At 63.3% G+C, this 14,819-nt stretch carries 13 protein-coding genes; 9 read left to right on the top strand and 4 right to left on the bottom strand.

Translation table 11 applies throughout. The features are described 5' to 3' along the window. Position 1 precedes the first annotated feature (1 nt). From J3474_RS09430 to J3474_RS09405, 6 genes are all read left to right on the top strand, one after another. Positions 2 to 928 carry a Gfo/Idh/MocA family protein gene (locus tag J3474_RS09430; RefSeq protein ID WP_207093921.1) on the top strand — a complete coding sequence of 309 codons (927 nt, stop codon included), beginning with the start codon at positions 2 to 4 and terminating at the stop codon, positions 926 to 928. Between the two features lie 24 nt (positions 929 to 952). Beyond that, positions 953 to 2,518 (top strand): alpha-N-arabinofuranosidase, encoded by a 1,566-nt coding sequence (locus J3474_RS09425; protein WP_207093920.1) that lies wholly within the window; start codon positions 953 to 955, stop codon positions 2,516 to 2,518. Continuing rightward, a complete protein-coding gene (locus J3474_RS09420; RefSeq protein ID WP_207093919.1) occupies positions 2,515 to 3,405 on the top strand; it encodes a 2-dehydro-3-deoxygalactonokinase in 891 nt (296 codons plus the stop codon). The genes J3474_RS09425 and J3474_RS09420 overlap by 4 nt, the downstream gene beginning before the upstream one ends. Beyond that, positions 3,402 to 4,034 carry a 2-dehydro-3-deoxy-6-phosphogalactonate aldolase gene (locus tag J3474_RS09415; protein WP_013836362.1) on the top strand — a complete coding sequence of 211 codons (633 nt, stop codon included), beginning with the start codon at positions 3,402 to 3,404 and terminating at the stop codon, positions 4,032 to 4,034. The genes J3474_RS09420 and J3474_RS09415 overlap by 4 nt, the downstream gene beginning before the upstream one ends. Before the next feature lie 432 nt (positions 4,035 to 4,466). Continuing rightward, a complete protein-coding gene (locus tag J3474_RS09410) occupies positions 4,467 to 6,839 on the top strand; it encodes a TonB-dependent siderophore receptor (RefSeq protein ID WP_207093918.1) in 2,373 nt (790 codons plus the stop codon). Beyond that, the gene (locus J3474_RS09405; RefSeq protein WP_207093917.1) at positions 6,839 to 8,122 is read left to right on the top strand and encodes an aminotransferase class V-fold PLP-dependent enzyme; all 1,284 of its coding nucleotides are present in this window, start codon (positions 6,839 to 6,841) and stop codon (positions 8,120 to 8,122) included. The genes J3474_RS09410 and J3474_RS09405 overlap by 1 nt, the downstream gene beginning before the upstream one ends. A 118-nt stretch (positions 8,123 to 8,240) precedes the next feature. Here J3474_RS09405 and J3474_RS09400 read toward each other — a convergent pair whose 3' ends face one another. From J3474_RS09400 to J3474_RS09385, 4 genes are all read right to left on the bottom strand, one after another. Beyond that, positions 8,241 to 8,729 (bottom strand): hypothetical protein, encoded by a 489-nt coding sequence (locus tag J3474_RS09400; protein ID WP_207093916.1) that lies wholly within the window; start codon positions 8,727 to 8,729, stop codon positions 8,241 to 8,243. A gap of 135 nt (positions 8,730 to 8,864) precedes the next feature. After that, complete coding sequence (locus tag J3474_RS09395; RefSeq protein WP_207093915.1) at positions 8,865 to 9,584, bottom strand: RES family NAD+ phosphorylase; 720 nt, start codon at positions 9,582 to 9,584, stop codon at positions 8,865 to 8,867. Further along, positions 9,581 to 9,994: an MbcA/ParS/Xre antitoxin family protein gene (locus tag J3474_RS09390; RefSeq protein ID WP_207093914.1), complete on the bottom strand. Its 414-nt coding sequence runs from the start codon at positions 9,992 to 9,994 to the stop codon at positions 9,581 to 9,583. The genes J3474_RS09395 and J3474_RS09390 overlap by 4 nt, the downstream gene beginning before the upstream one ends. A 166-nt stretch (positions 9,995 to 10,160) precedes the next feature. Next, on the bottom strand, positions 10,161 to 10,781 hold the full coding sequence (locus J3474_RS09385; RefSeq protein ID WP_207093913.1) for a TetR/AcrR family transcriptional regulator: 621 nt from the start codon (positions 10,779 to 10,781) through the stop codon (positions 10,161 to 10,163). A gap of 157 nt (positions 10,782 to 10,938) precedes the next feature. On the opposite strand from J3474_RS09385, the gene J3474_RS09380 reads away from it, so the two are divergent. From J3474_RS09380 to J3474_RS09370, 3 genes are all read left to right on the top strand, one after another. Next, positions 10,939 to 11,871 (top strand): sugar phosphate isomerase/epimerase, encoded by a 933-nt coding sequence (locus tag J3474_RS09380; RefSeq protein ID WP_207093912.1) that lies wholly within the window; start codon positions 10,939 to 10,941, stop codon positions 11,869 to 11,871. Continuing rightward, positions 11,864 to 12,268 (top strand): DUF6379 domain-containing protein, encoded by a 405-nt coding sequence (locus J3474_RS09375; protein WP_013836370.1) that lies wholly within the window; start codon positions 11,864 to 11,866, stop codon positions 12,266 to 12,268. The genes J3474_RS09380 and J3474_RS09375 overlap by 8 nt, the downstream gene beginning before the upstream one ends. A 95-nt stretch (positions 12,269 to 12,363) precedes the next feature. After that, positions 12,364 to 14,736, top strand: coding sequence for a TonB-dependent receptor (locus tag J3474_RS09370; protein WP_242528309.1), 2,373 nt, complete (start codon positions 12,364 to 12,366; stop codon positions 14,734 to 14,736). Positions 14,737 to 14,819: the final 83 nt, after the last annotated feature.

The raw sequence follows: 14,819 nt of genomic DNA, 5'->3' as shown, positions 1-14,819 counted from the left end.
CATGGACCCGATCCGCATTGCCGTCGTCGGCCTAGGCAAGATCGCCCGGGACCAGCATCTGCCGGCCATCGCCGGGAACGCCGCCTTCAGCCTCGCCGCAACCGTCAGCCCCGATGATCCCGGGTTGGACGGCGTTGCCCACTTTGCCGGCCTCGAGGAACTGCTGGAGCACGGCCCGGCCATCGACGCCGTCTCGCTGTGCACTCCGCCGCAGGTCCGCTACGACCTCGCCGCGCTGGCGCTGAAGCGCGGCGCCCACGTCTTCCTCGAAAAGCCCCCGGGCGCAACGCTCAGCGAAGTCGTCGCCTTGCGCGAGCGCGCCGACAAGGTCGGCGTCTCCCTGTTCGCGGCATGGCATTCGCGCTTCGCCGCAGGCGTCGCACCGGCGCGCGCATGGCTCGCCGAGCGAAGGATCGATACCGTATCCATCGTCTGGCGCGAGGACGTTCGCGTCTGGCATCCCGGGCAGGCGTGGATCTGGGAACCCGGCGGGTTGGGCGTGTTCGACCCGGGCATCAACGCCCTGTCCATATTGACCCATATCCTGCCGCGCCCGGTCTTCCTCAAGACCGCCACGCTCAGCATACCCGAAAACCGCGCAGCCCCGATTGCAGCAGACCTGAACTTGCGCGACACGGCAGGCGCTCACATCCACATGGACCTCGACTGGCGCCAGACCGGCCCGCAAAGCTGGGACATCGTCGTCGAAACCGACGCCGGAACGCTCAAGCTCTCCAGCGGCGGCGCAGTGCTGGCCCTGCCCGGACGAACCGAGCGCAACGAAGACCTCGAATATCCCGGGCTCTACGCTCGCTTCGCAAACCTCATCCGCGGCGGACGCAGCGACGTGGATCTCGATCCCCTGCGCCTCGTCGCCGATGCCTTCCTGCGCGCACAACGCATGACCACAGACCCTTTTCACGACTGATTCCCAAAGGGAGGAGAGAACACGATGCTGAAGGCCCTTCGCCAAGCGACGAAGCTGCTGTTGCTGGGCGCGACTGCGCTTGCCGGCGTCGCCCAGGCCGATACCGGCGGGAAGTCGACAACGGCGACCATCTATGCCGATACGCCTGGCCCGGTCTACAACAAGGATATCTTCACTCAGTTCGCCGAACACCTGGGCAACGGGATCTACGGAGGCCTGTGGGTGGGCAAGGACAGCAAGATCCCCAATACCAACGGCTTTCGCAACGATGTGGTAAGCGCCCTTCGCGACCTCTCGGTGCCCGTGATCCGCTGGCCGGGCGGATGCTTTGCCGACGAATATCACTGGCGCGAAGGCATCGGCCCGCAGAACGAACGCCCGGTCAAGGTCAATACCCATTGGGGCGGCGTAACCGAACCCAACAGCGTAGGCACGCACGAGTTCTTCGAGCTTGTGCGCCAGGTGGGCGCGCAGGCCTACGTGGCCGGCAATGTGGGCAACGGTTCGCCGCGCGAGATGGCTGAATGGGTCGAGTACATGACCGCCCCCGCAGGCAGCCTTGCCGACGAACGTGCCAGGAACGGCCACAAGGAACCCTGGGCGGTTCCTTATTTTGGCGTGGGCAATGAGCTGTGGGGCTGCGGCGGCAATATGCGCGCGGAATACGCCGCCGACGTGACGCGCCGCTATGCAACCTTCATCAAGGCCCCTGCCGGGACCAGCATCCTTAAGGTGGCCGCAGGCGCGAATGGCGACGACTACGACTGGACCGAGACGCTGATGCGCGTCGCCGCACAAACGCTCGATGGCCTGTCCTTGCACTACTACGTGCTGCCCGATGGCGGCTGGCCGCCGCGCGCGCCTGCCGTCGGTTTCGACGAAAGCGCCTGGGCCGACACCCTGCATGAAGCCTGGCGCATGGATGAGCTCATCACCAGGCACAGCGCCATCATGGACAAGTACGATCCGGAAAAGCGCATGTTCCTGGCCGTCGATGAATGGGGGGCATGGTACGCGCAGGACCCGGGAACCCATCCCGGCTTCCTGCGCCAGCAGAACACCCTGCGCGATGCGCTGATCGCCGCGATCAACCTCGACATCTTCGCCAAGCACGCAGACCGCGTGCGCATGACCGCCATTGCCCAGATGGTCAACGTGCTGCAGGCAATGATCCTGACCGATGGCGACAAGATGGTCCTGACGCCGACGTACCACGTGTTCGAGATGTACAAGCCCTGGCAGGACGCCACTGTGCTGCCGATCGATATCGACACCCCCACTTACGCCAAGGGCAAGTACACCTTGCCCGCCGTGAGCGGATCGGCGGTCAAGGCAAAGGACGGCAAGATCCACATCGGTCTTTCCAATGCCGACCCCAATCAGTCGAATACCGTGACGATTGCACTCGATGGCGTAAGCGCGAAGCGGGTGTCGGGCCGCGTCCTCACAGCCGCGAAGATCGATGCGCACAATACCTTCGATGCCCCGCAGGCAGTAAGGCCCGCATCCTTCCACGGAGCGAGCATCAAGGGCGGCAAACTCATCGTTACCTTGCCGGCCAAGTCGGTCGTCGTGCTCGATCTACAATGAGCGAGGCCTACGTTCTCGGCGACTGGGGAACCAGTCGCCTGCGGCTCTACCGGATGAGCGGCGCGGACCCGACTGCAAGGCTCAACGGCCCCGGAACGGGCGCGCTGGAAATCAGCGCCGAGAGCGTGCTGGCCGAAAGGCTGGAGGTATGGCTTGGCGAAGGCCGTCTGGCAGACGTCACCCTGTGCGGCATGGCCGGGGCACCCGGGGCACTTCTGCCCACAGGCTATGCCCCATGTCCCGCGGATGCGAACTCATGGTTGGCCTCACGCGCGACCACGCAAGTCGCGGGCGTGAATGTTGCGGTTCTGCCGGGCCTGAGTTGCCGCACCGAAGCCGGGGTGCCGGAAGTCATGCGCGGCGAGGAAACCCAGGTCTTCGGCGCACTCGTGCTGGAGCCGTCTCTCGCCCAAGGTGAAAACATCGTCGTGCTGCCGGGCACGCACAGCAAGTGGGTCCGGCTGCGTAACGGGTCCATTACCGGATTTCGAACCCATCCTACCGGCGAGCTCTTTGCGCTGCTGGCCGGCCAGTCGACCTTGACCGGGCCCGACATGGCCGGCGACGGCACTTTCCAAGACGGCTTTGCACGCGGTCTGGTGCGGTCGCACGAGCCGTTCACTTCGGCCCTTTTCGAGGCGCGAGCCGCGCGCATGCTCGACGGCAAGTCGAAGGACTGGTCGCGCGGCTACCTCTCCGGCCTGCTGATCGGTGGCGAGGTCAGGGCCGAGGCCGGGGCGGGATCGGACATCGTCCTGATCGGCGACCCATCGCTGTGCAAGCTTTATGAGGACGGCCTGCTCAGCTTGGGCTGCAAGGCCACGCGCATCGACGGCGATGCAGCGGTTGTGGCCGGGCTGCGACTTGCAAGAGGACCCAAGTCATGAAGATCGAAGACGCCCTGGCAACTGGAGCCCCGCCCATCGCCGCCATCCTGCGCGGCATCAGGCCGCCCGAGGCAGTCGCGGTCGGAAATGCGCTGATCGAGGCGGGCATCCGCATCATCGAAGTGCCGTTCAATTCGCCCGATCCAGCGGCCTCGATCGCGGCCATGGCCGATGCGCTTGGCGACCGCGCCGCGATCGGCGGCGGCACGGTGATTTCCGCCGCCCTGGCTGAAACCCTTGGCGGCGCGGGCGGGGCCTTCATGGTGTCGCCCAACGTCGATCCCGCCGTCATCGCCCGCTCGATCGCATTGGGCATGGACGTGCTTCCGGGTTTCCTCACGCCGACCGAGGCCTTTGCCGCCATCGATGCCGGGGCACGGGACCTGAAGCTCTTTCCCGGCTCTTCGCTGGGCAGCGGCTATATCAAGGCCATCGGTGAAGTCCTGCCCAAGCACGTGCGCATCTGGGCCGTAGGCGGCGTGGGACCGGCAAATCTGGCCGAATACCGGGCCGCCGGCTGTTTCGGTATCGGCGTGGGAAGCAGTCTCTACAAGCCAGGATTCGATGCCGACACCGTCGGTGCAAAGGCGCGCGAGATCGTCGCTGCCTGGCACGCTGCGAGCGCCTGATCAAGGCTAAGACGTCTCTCATCCTGGCTGGGCGCTTGGCCTGTGCGCCGGTGTCGCCAGTGCCGAGGCGCAACGGACGCCGCAGAACCACGACAGCGCCTCGCTCACCTTCAATGCGCAGCATTCAGGCGATCTGACGGCACACGATCCGGTGATCATCCGCGAAGGCGACACCTACTATGTGTGACCTGACTGTTACCTGTCGCAGTCGCCCTGACATGAACACCACGGGCCTGCCCACAATGGACCCACTCCATTTTGCAGGTCTTCGTCTTCGCGAACACGAGCGCTCCTTCCCGCAATGGTTGCTGACTACCGGCTCGGCACTGACACACGACTGTAATCGATTTCACCCTGTAGCGTCATCTTTCGCAGCTAGTGCGCCCGAACTTCGGCGGCACGGTCGCACGCCGGCAAGTAGCAGGGATTTCGATGAAGAACTTGATCACGGTAAGCTGGATCGCGCTTGCGTTCACGGGCGCGCCGGCCATGGCCCAGACAGCCGCAGCCGAGGCTGTAACCTCGAGCCAATCGGACGCTATAGTCGTTACCGGCACCCGCGAACGCTCGCGCACCATCTTCGAGACACTCGCCCCGATTGATTCGCTGAGCCAGGATGCCGTGCGTTCAAGCGTTTCGGGCGATCTGAACGACACTCTCGCCCAGTTGCTGCCATCCTACAATATCCAGCGCCTTCCGGCCGCGGACGGCCAGGCCTTTGTGCGTCCGGCTACCCTGCGCGGGCTTTCCGCCGACCAGACGCTCGTCCTCTTGAATGGCAAGCGCTACCACCGCTCGGCGCTGCTCGGCACGCGCGGGGCCCAGGCCGCCGATCTCGCCAGCATTCCCTCACTGGCGATCAAGCGCATCGAGGTACTTCGCGACGGTGCAGCGGCGCAGTATGGTTCGGATGCGATTGCCGGCGTCATCAACATCATCCTCGAAGACGAGCCGGGCATGAGCGCGTATTCGCAGTTCTCGCAATACTATGAGGGCGATGGCAACGAGTACCAGGTCGGCGCGCGGGGCGGCATCGCGCTCGGCGACAGGGGCAGCATTGTCCTTACCGGCCAGTACGACCACGCCGAGGCAACCTCGCGCACCCGCCAGCGCGCCGATGCCGAAGCGTTGCAAGAAGCTAACCCCGATCTTGACGTGCCCAATCCCGTCCAGCGCTGGGGCCAGCCAGACGAGGAGCGCATTCATGGCTCACTCGATGCACGCTACGAATTTTCCGAGGCGATCGAAGTCTATGGCTTCGTCACGGCGCAGGACGGCGACGGCGTAACCCACTTCAACTGGCGCAATCCCACTGCGACAGCCAGCGTCTTCAAGGACACCGCGGCCTTTCCCGGGTTCAACTTCGCCCAGTGGTACCCTGCCGGTTTCACGCCGCGCTTTTCCACCCGGTACAGCGACATCCAGAGCTCTGCCGGACTGCGCGGCGAGATTGCCCCTGCCTTCACTTATGACCTGAGCGGGTCATATGGCCGCAGCACGATCGAATACGGCATGACCGAAAGCCTCAACGCCTCGATGGGACCGGACAGCCCGACCGGCTTCTACATCGGCAAGCTGGAACAGCGTGAGTTCAACCTCAATGCCGACTTCGTCTATCGCCTCGATGTCGGCTCGACCGAACCGATCAACGTTGCCTTCGGCGCGGAACGCCGCCGGGAGACCTATGAGGTCGGCCAGGGTGACGACGCGTCGTGGACCATCGGCCAGGGCGCAGCCGAAGGCCTCGCTTCCAGCTCGAACGGCTATCCCGGCTTCGGACCGGATCGGGTCGGCACCTGGCACCAGACAAGCTACGCCGGTTACCTCGATCTCGAATGGCGGCCTGTCGACATGCTGACCCTGGGTGCGGCAGGGCGATACGAGGATTTCTCCTCATTCGGCGACACCTTCAACTACAAGCTGTCGGCCCGCGTGGACCCGATCGAGGGTCTAGGCATCCGGGCGACCTGGTCGACCGGCTTCCGCGCGCCCACACCGGCCCAGCTCAACACCCGCGCCACCACGCAGGGTCTAGATACGACAACGATGACGATCTACACGCAAGGTCGCCTCTCGCCATCCGATCCTCTGGCGATTGCGCTGGGAGCCAGGCCCCTGACGCCCGAGAAATCGCGCTCCTTGACCGGCGGGGTGACCTTCCAGACCGGCTTCGGCCTGTCAGGCAGCGTCGATCTCTACCAGATAAAGCTCATGGACCGTTTCAGCCAGTCGGCCACGTTCGCCGTGCCTGCGGACTACAACAACGTCGAGGGCTATTCAGCCATCAGTTACTTCACCAACGATTTCGACACCCGCACCCGCGGCATCGATGCCGTATTGTCCTATGTCACGCAGCTTGGCGCGGGACGTCTGAAGGCCAATCTCGCCTACAACTACAATGAGACGAAGGTGACTTCGGGCACCAGCGCGGCGATTTCCAATGAAACCCAGCGGGTGCGTTTCGAGAACGCTCTGCCCCACCACAACGGCACCGCTTCGCTGGGATATGACGTGGCGGGCTTCGAAGTCCTCGCCCGGGCGCGCTACTACGGTCCCTGGACCGATGTCTCGGGGAATGCGACCGGCGAGATCTTCCAGAAGTTCGGATCGATGGTGCTGTTCGACCTGTCGGCCGCCTACACGTTCAATGAACACTTTTCGCTGCGGGTCGGGGCGGAGAACATCTTCGATTCCTATCCTGACGAGGCGACGTTTCAGGCAGTTCGCGGCCTGATATATTCGCGCAACGCGCCCTACGACACCGATGGCGGCCAGTACTACGTCCGCCTGGGAGTGAACTTCTGATGATCGACACCCGCACACCCCGCCGCACTGTCCTCAAGGGCGCACTTGGCTTTGCCTCGCTGACGGTCGGAACGAAAGGGGTGGCGGGTGCCGTTCAACCGCATCTCCCGGTCGAAACCGGCGACGAGGAGGCTTTCTGGCAGGCCATCGCGGGGCAGTACGACGTCACGCGCGAGGTCGTTCAGGTGGAAAACGGGAATTGGGGCATGATGCCCCGGCCCGTTTTCACGGCCTACCAGGAACACCTCGCGCGCGTGAATCGCGATACCAGCTACTATTCGCGCCGGGGCTTCGGCCGCGATGCAATGGCGGTCCGCGAGGAGATCGCCGATGCGCTGGGGGTTCAGCCCGACGAGATCGCCTTTACGCGCAATGCCACCGAGGCCCTCAAGGCGCTCATTCTAGGCTACAATCAGCTCAAGCCGGGCGAGGCGGTGCTCTATTCCGACCTCGATTACGATTCCATGCAGGCTTCGATGGATAGCCTCGCCGCGCGGTGCAAAGCCCGCGTGGTTCGCATCGCTTTGCCCGAACCGGCAAGCCATCAAGGCCTTCTCGCGGCCTACACGCAGGCTCTGGACGAGAATCCGCACGTCAGGTTGCTGCTGCTTACCCGGATCGGACACCGCACGGGCCTGGCTGTGCCGGTGCGCGAAATCGCTGCCATGGCCCGCGCCCGCGGGGTCGACACGATCGTCGATGCAGCGCACTCATGGTACCAGATCGATGGCGACATCGCCGCGATGGATTGCGACTTCGTAGGGGTAAACGGCCACAAGTGGCTCGGCGCCCCGCTCGGCCTCGGCGTGATCCACATTCGCCGGGGCGCCCTGCACAAGATCGATCCGGACCCCGCCGAGAAAGGCGATGCCGGTGTGTTCAGCCGGGTCCACACCGGAACCACGGATATCTCCGCTTTGCTGACTGCACCTGTCGCCCTCGCCTTTCATGCCCGGATCGGATCGGAGCGCCGGACCCGGCGCCTGCGCGCGTTGCGCAGCCGATGGGTGGACCAGGTGCGAACTATCGCCAATGTGCAGATCCTGACGCCCGAAGACCCGGAGCTGTCCGCTTCGATCACTTCGTTCCGGCTCAAAGGCCGCACCAGTGTGCAGGCTAACAAGGCCCTCGCGAAGCAGTTGCTCGACCGACACGGGATCTTCTCCGTCCACCGCGACGGCGTCGCTTCGGGAGCTTGTGTGCGGATCACTCCCGCACTGTTCAATTCCATGGCTGAAATGGACAAGGTTGCTGCCGCCATCGCCGCGATCGCATCGAACTGATCCACTGGCTTCTGCCCGGGAAGCCGGCAATTCGCCACGAGACGCACGGCCGGATTACGCCCTGACCCGGACGGACTTCCTGCCGAACCTGCGTTGGTTCCCACTGCCCATAGCAGGCTTACATCTGGGGACGGCAGGGCTTCCCGTCGTACTGATGCCGGTTCAGGACGTAGGCCTTGCCGTTCCAGCGCTCTACCGGGAAGCAGAAGCCCGGACCGCCGATTTCGATATCCGGCCAGCCACCCACGCCCCTGGTGGCGAGGAATGTCGGGATGCCGGTCCCGCCGGTGATGTTCTTCCAGCTGCCGTCGGCCTGCTTGCTGACGATCGTGTAGCCGGTTCCCGTCATGCCGAAGCAATAGGTGCCGCCTTCGGTGATCACCGCTTCGGGTCGTCCATCGCCGTTGAGATCGCGCACGGTGTCGATTTGTCCGGGCGAATAACTGGGCGTACCGGGATCGCCGCAAGCGGACCATTGACCGCCCTGAAGCGTGAAACCGGCAGCGCGAAAAGCGGCGGCGCGGTCCTTCGCCGTCAAGTTCGCCTGGGCCAGCACCGGGGATGCAAGCAAGGCCAGGGACACAACGAGAGCGCAACGAAGCCACATGTCATCCTCCACGAACGCTGCGCTGCATCCATAGCACGCTGACGCATGCGAGCAGAAGCGCTTCTCTATGGGTAGTGACCGACGCGACCCGCTTAGCCGGAGAGCATCGAAGAGCACCAGTGCCGAAGAGCTGCCTCAATCGGAATGCACGACGCGGAACACCGCGCCGGATCCGGCGTCGCGCACCAAATCGACGCCGGTGCCGTCCCAATGATAGTCGAGATGACGGCCCTGAACGGGCTCGAAAGCGCCATCGGGGTAGAACAGGGCAGCGCATTGTCCGCCGCGATGCCGGATACTGGGATAGACGATGCCATCGGAACCAGCGGCCCTGAGCGTGGCCGCGAGGCCTTGCGACGCGGCATAACTGTCGGGATCTAGCGCGCGTTTGTCTGCGGCGCTGTCCCTCATGTCATGCAAGTCGGCGCCGACCGAGAGGACGATCTCCCGGAACTGCGAAGTCCAGCCCGGCGCTTCGGCCGTGCGGGCCATGAAGCGGGCATGGTGATGGATCGTCTCGAACAGCGCTGTTTCGAACCCATTGCCGACATAGAGTACGCCGTAGCTGCCATCGGTGAAGCGACTGGGCCGGTCGGTGCTGACGTGGGTGAAGGGTGCCATCAGGTAGGACGCGCCGTTTCCGCCGACCCGGCGTTCGACCGGCACCAGATCGAGATTGCCGATCGTCGTCATGATGCGCGGATTGGTCTTCTGCTCCGCCGAGATCAGCAGCGGCCAGTCTGCAGGGTCGGCAATATCCTCGAACAGGTCGATCGGCGGATAGGTACTGCGGATGATCCGGACCGCATCTTTCCACTCGACCCGGCTAACCTGCAGAGCCTCGGGCCCGGTCACCAGGCGCCGCGTTCGGCATCGAGATAGCGGCGCACCCGCATGAGATCGGTCAGCTCTCCGCCAAGCATGATATCGAGCGCACTCGCACCGGCAAAAGCGGCGTTGTCCGCCTTGATCCAGGCATAACCGCGCCGGGCTTCGGAAAAGATGATTCGCAGCGCCTTGTGTATCCCCATCAGGTTCGAAAGCCGTGCCGCCCCGTCGCGCGAGATGCGTCCGGGCCCTTCGGCCTTCCAGCGCCGATAAGTGCGTACGGGCATGTCGAGCAGCGTCGCTGCCTGCTCGTCGGTCAGGTCCCATCTGGCGAACAGGTTCAACACGGCACGGAACATCGCCGCGGACTCGTCCTGGGTCACCGGGTCGGGCCGGAAGACCCCGGGGGCTGTATCAATGGGTTCCAGAGCCAGCATGGCAGTTCTCCATATGGCACCATATAGTACATTCGATGCCAAATGGCAATATTGCAGGGCCTGGCTTCAGCGCCCTCAGGTTTTGCCCTCACAAGACTGAATGATCTTGTTCAAACCGAGCCTGTCGATCGCCGTGGCAAAGGACTGCACCGGCGAGTGAACCCGTTCAGCTATCCAACAATCTCAGAGCCTGCCCCACCAGCGCTTCCGCGAGCTCTTCACGATCCGGCTCAGGTTCCGGCGTGCGAATCATCGAGCGGTTGGTCTGCAATGCAAAGCCGAACACCGCACACCATAACGTTGCGCAGCGAATGCTGCGTTCCCGGTCCGAAAGATCGGGCGCCACGGCCATCATGAGCTCATGCAGGCGCCGAAATCCAAGATCCTGCACTTCCTGGATCTCTGGCGCGAGCCCCTCGCGTACAAGCTCGCTTTCGTACATCAGGGCAAAGATGCGCCGGTTTCCGGAAGCAAAACGCAGGAAATTCAGCAACTGGCCACGCAGGTTTTCGCGCGGATCAGTGTCGTCCACGCCTATGTGCGCATCCGCGAACATGGAATGGTAACCGTCGACAGCCACTGCCAGCAGAAGGGCGCGCCGATCCGGAAAATGGTGGTAGGGCGCAGCGGAACTGACCCCGATCTCTTCAGCAAGGCGCCGCATCGACAGGTTTTCGTAGCCTTCGCGCACGATGAAGGCCTTGGCCGCATCCAGCAGCTCCTGCCGCAAATCTTCGCGGTGATACGGTTTGCCTCTTCTTTTCCCGGGCGTTCGCTTCGTTGCCATGTTGCTCATGTGCGGCGTTACGTACCCGTTAGCAAGCCTGAAGACACTTATAAATAGCACCGCTTAATTTATGGCTTGCGGACCAAATTAACATCGCTTAAATGGTGGCCAACTAAGCGGTGATTAAAACATTGCCGCATCAGGGGGGAGAATACCTGTGACAGGCTTCCGGTACGGCGTTTCACTGTACAGCTATACCGACGACTTCGGCACCGTCATGACGCTGGACGACGCGTTCGATCATGTGGCAGACACCGGGGCGACGGGTATCGAGATCCTGGGCGAGACGAGCGTGCCGCTCTATCCCGAACCGCCTGCCGCATGGCTCGACCACTGGTTCGCACAGCTCGATCGCTACAAACTCGAGCCGACCAACTTTGCCTGCTGGGTCGACACGCGCATCCAGATCGACCGCAACATGAACGTCGAGGAAGGCGCCGCCCAGATCACTCAGGACCTGCGCCTGGCCCACCGCCTCGGCTTCAAGTTCATCCGCCCCAAGTTCGGCGTGATTGACCACGAACTGACACCCGATCCGATCTGGGAAGGTGCAGTCGAGCGCAATCTCGATCTGGCGCAGCAGCTCGATCTGGTGATCCTGCCCGAGATCCATTCGCCCACCCCGATCCGCCACCCGGTGACCGACGCCTATGTCAACTTCATCGAGCGCACGGGGACGCAGCACTTCGGCCTGATGATCGATACCGGCATTTTCCAGGATCGTCCGATCGACAAATGGGGCGGAGGCGAGACCGATGAAATCAAGAAGGGCGCGCTGAGCTTTCTCAACGGCATCAAGGTGCCGGTCGAGCATCTCGAGGACGTGATCCAGTACGTGCCGTTCATCCAAGCCAAGTTCCACCACATCGATGAAACGCTGCACGACCACCAGATCCCGTGGGAGCGCATTGTACCGATGCTCAAGAAGCTGGGCTACTCGGGCTATCTTTCGAGCGAGTACGAGGGCGAGCGCGCGCCATGGGTGGCGATAGAGCAGGTGCGCCGCCAGCACGCACTGATCCGCCAACTCGAAGAGGAATACGATGCGTCTCATCCGGGGATGGCTCAAGGGGGGACGGCCAATGCTTGAACGCACACATATCCAGAGCACCGGTTTTCGTAACATCGGCCCCGAAGGCGCACGCACCGGTTTCGAATTGCGCATCCGTCAGGCCAACTATCGCTCGTCCCGTCTCAGCCTGATCGAAGGCGTAGACATCACGGTCGACGGGGTTCTCTACCCTGCCGCACACAACCGCTTTCGCCTCGGCGACAGGGAATACACGCGCAGCGAGCTGAACGAGGCGACCGAGACGCGGCTCTACGTCGGCGACTATTTCACAGTCGTCGTTCCCAAGGCAGGCGGGCTGACGCGCGGCGTGCATCTCGTCGGTAGCGCGATAAGCTACCGCCACCCCTATTTCCCGCCTGAATTCCAGCCCGCTATCGCGCGAAACGAGCGCCACGCAACGATTATCCTGTCCTGAACCGGAAGGGTCCCTGGGACACGACGCCGGATGCGCGGACCGGCAACAAATACACAAATCCGCGAGAATTTTTCTGGGAGGACAAACATATGAACATGAGAAGCAGGAATAGGCTTGTACTGTCCGCATCGGTTGCCGCCATGGCACTGTTTGCATCGGCACCTGCCCTTGCACAGACTGCCGATGAGCAGGCCTCGGGGGAGGCTTCGACACCTGGCGAAATCATCGTCACTGCGCAGCGCCGAAGCGAGAATGTACTCAAGGTTCCCGTCAGCGTGACCGTCGTCGGTGCCGAGCAGTTGACCCAGCGCGGCGCGAACGACCTTACCGCCGTCACCAAGCTTGCGCCGAGCCTTCAGGTCCAGCAGGACAACACCTTCTCGGTGCGCGGGGTCGGTACGGCCACATTCTCGAACACGGTTGAAGCCAGCGTCTCGCAGGTGATCGATGAAGTCGTCCTCGGCAATCGGGAATTCGCAGCAAACGCATTCTACGACATCGCGCGCGTTGAAGTGCTGAACGGGCCGCAAGGCCTGCTGTTCGGCAAGAATGCCTCGGCCGGCCTCGTCAACATCACCACCAACAAGCCGAAGCTTGGTGAGATGACGTTTAGCGCCGATGGGGAACTGGTCCAGCGCGCGCGCCCCGGCAATGACGGCACTGGCTTCCAGATCCGTTCCACTGCCAACGTGCCGGTGGGTGAGAACGCCGCCCTGCGCCTGAACTTGATTTACAGCGATCAGGACCCGATCACGGTTTCGCAGGTCAACCCGGCCGTCCGCAACGACCTTGGCCTGGAGAACCTGGGCGTGCGCGCCAAGTTCCTGTACGAGCCGAGCGACACCCTCTCGGTCTACGTGATCGGCGACTACAACCGTCAGCGCGGCATTACCGGCAGGTACGACATCACTTTCCGTGAGTTCGGCCCCGGCAGCCAGTATCCCGATCGCGGCCTGGTCGCCGGCCCCGAAAACTTCACTTTTGCGGCCGAAGCACCGAACTACCGCGACAGCGATACGGGCGGTCTCCAGGCGAATATCAACCTCGCGCTGGGCAATGGCATGGACCTGACCAGCATCACCGCGTGGAAGCAGGCCAAGACCGACTTCCAGTTCGACTCCGACCAGACGCCGTTCAACTTCTTCAGCTACAATTCTTCGAACCAGAAGTACGACCAGTTCTCACAGGAACTGCGCCTTGCCCTGCCTAGCGAAAGCGTCCTTTCCGGCCAGTTTGGGCTCTATTATTACCGGTCTGTCGGAAACACCGCCGGCTTCCGCGGCGGTAACAACGGCCTGCCCGATTTCGTCGCCGTGGGCTTTCCGTTCTGCGTCGGCGCGACCGTCACTGCAGGGCCACCACCCGCGTGCAACGTGAGCAATGCCTCGTTCCTCGGGCAGGACTACCAATACCGGCTGGTGAACAATAGCTACGCCGGTTTCGGCCAGTTGAGCTACCAGCTGACCGATGCGTTCAAGCTGACTGCCGGCGCTCGCCTGACCTACGAAAAGGCGCAGATCGACCTGAGCGAGAACTTCGGCCAGTACTTCGTAACGTTGGGCGTGCCGAGCAATGTCACCAAGCAGTCCACCGACGCGACGGACCTCAGCTACAGGGTCGGGTTCGACTGGCAGGCGACGCCGGACCTCATGGTCTATGGTTTCTACGGAGAAGGCTTCAAGGGGCCGGGCTTCTCGAACACGGCACCTGCCCCCAACGCGGATCTGGCCGTGCGCCCAGAGATCTCTCGCGGCGGCGAGCTGGGCATCAAGGGCAAGGCGCTGGACGGCGCGCTGACGTTCAGCCTCTCGGCCTTCTACACGAAGTTCTATGACTTGCAGGTCCAGGCCTTCGTGCAGTCACTGCGCACTTTCGTGCTCGGCAATGCCGCAACCGCAACGACCAAGGGCCTGGACTTCTCGTTCCAGGCGCGGCCTTTCGAGGGACTGACGCTCTCGGGTTCGGCAGCCTATGCCGATGCGACCTTCGACGATTACCCCGGCGCCCAGTGCTATCCGACACAGACGACCGACGGCTGCAAGGCCGACGTCAACTCGTCGCTGCCGGACTTCGTCGGCACGTTCAACGCCAAGGGCTACCAGCTGCCTCTGTCCTCGAAGTTCACCGCCACTCTCGGCGCTGAATATGCAGCGCCGATCTCGGACGCGCTCGAGGCGCAGTTCGGGCTCGGCTACTACCACCGCTCGCCGCAGTCGGCGGGGATCGGTGCGCCGTTCACGATCCCCACCTGGGACACGATCGACCTGCGCGCCGGCATCAAGGCCGAGAACTGGAACATCAGCCTGTTCTGCAAGAACTGCACTAACGAGATTCGCCCGATCTCGATCGGGTCTGACGGCGGCGATGCCAACCCCATCGGTACGGCGCCGCCAGTGCTGACGCTCAACCAGCGCTTCAGCTTCGATTCCGTGCGCACGATCGGTGTGCGTGCCGGTATCAACTTCTGATGCGACAAGGGCCGCCGCCCGATGGTGGCGGCCCTTATCACTCCGTATCCGGCCGGGCCCGGAGCGCGGCTGACCCTACGAGC

Origin of the sequence: Novosphingobium sp. PY1 (assembly GCF_017312445.1) — a bacterium.
Taxonomy (GTDB): Bacteria; Pseudomonadota; Alphaproteobacteria; order Sphingomonadales; family Sphingomonadaceae; genus Novosphingobium.
The sequence above is the reverse complement of the archived record's forward strand: the minus strand, read 5'-3'. Positions and strand labels throughout refer to the sequence as shown.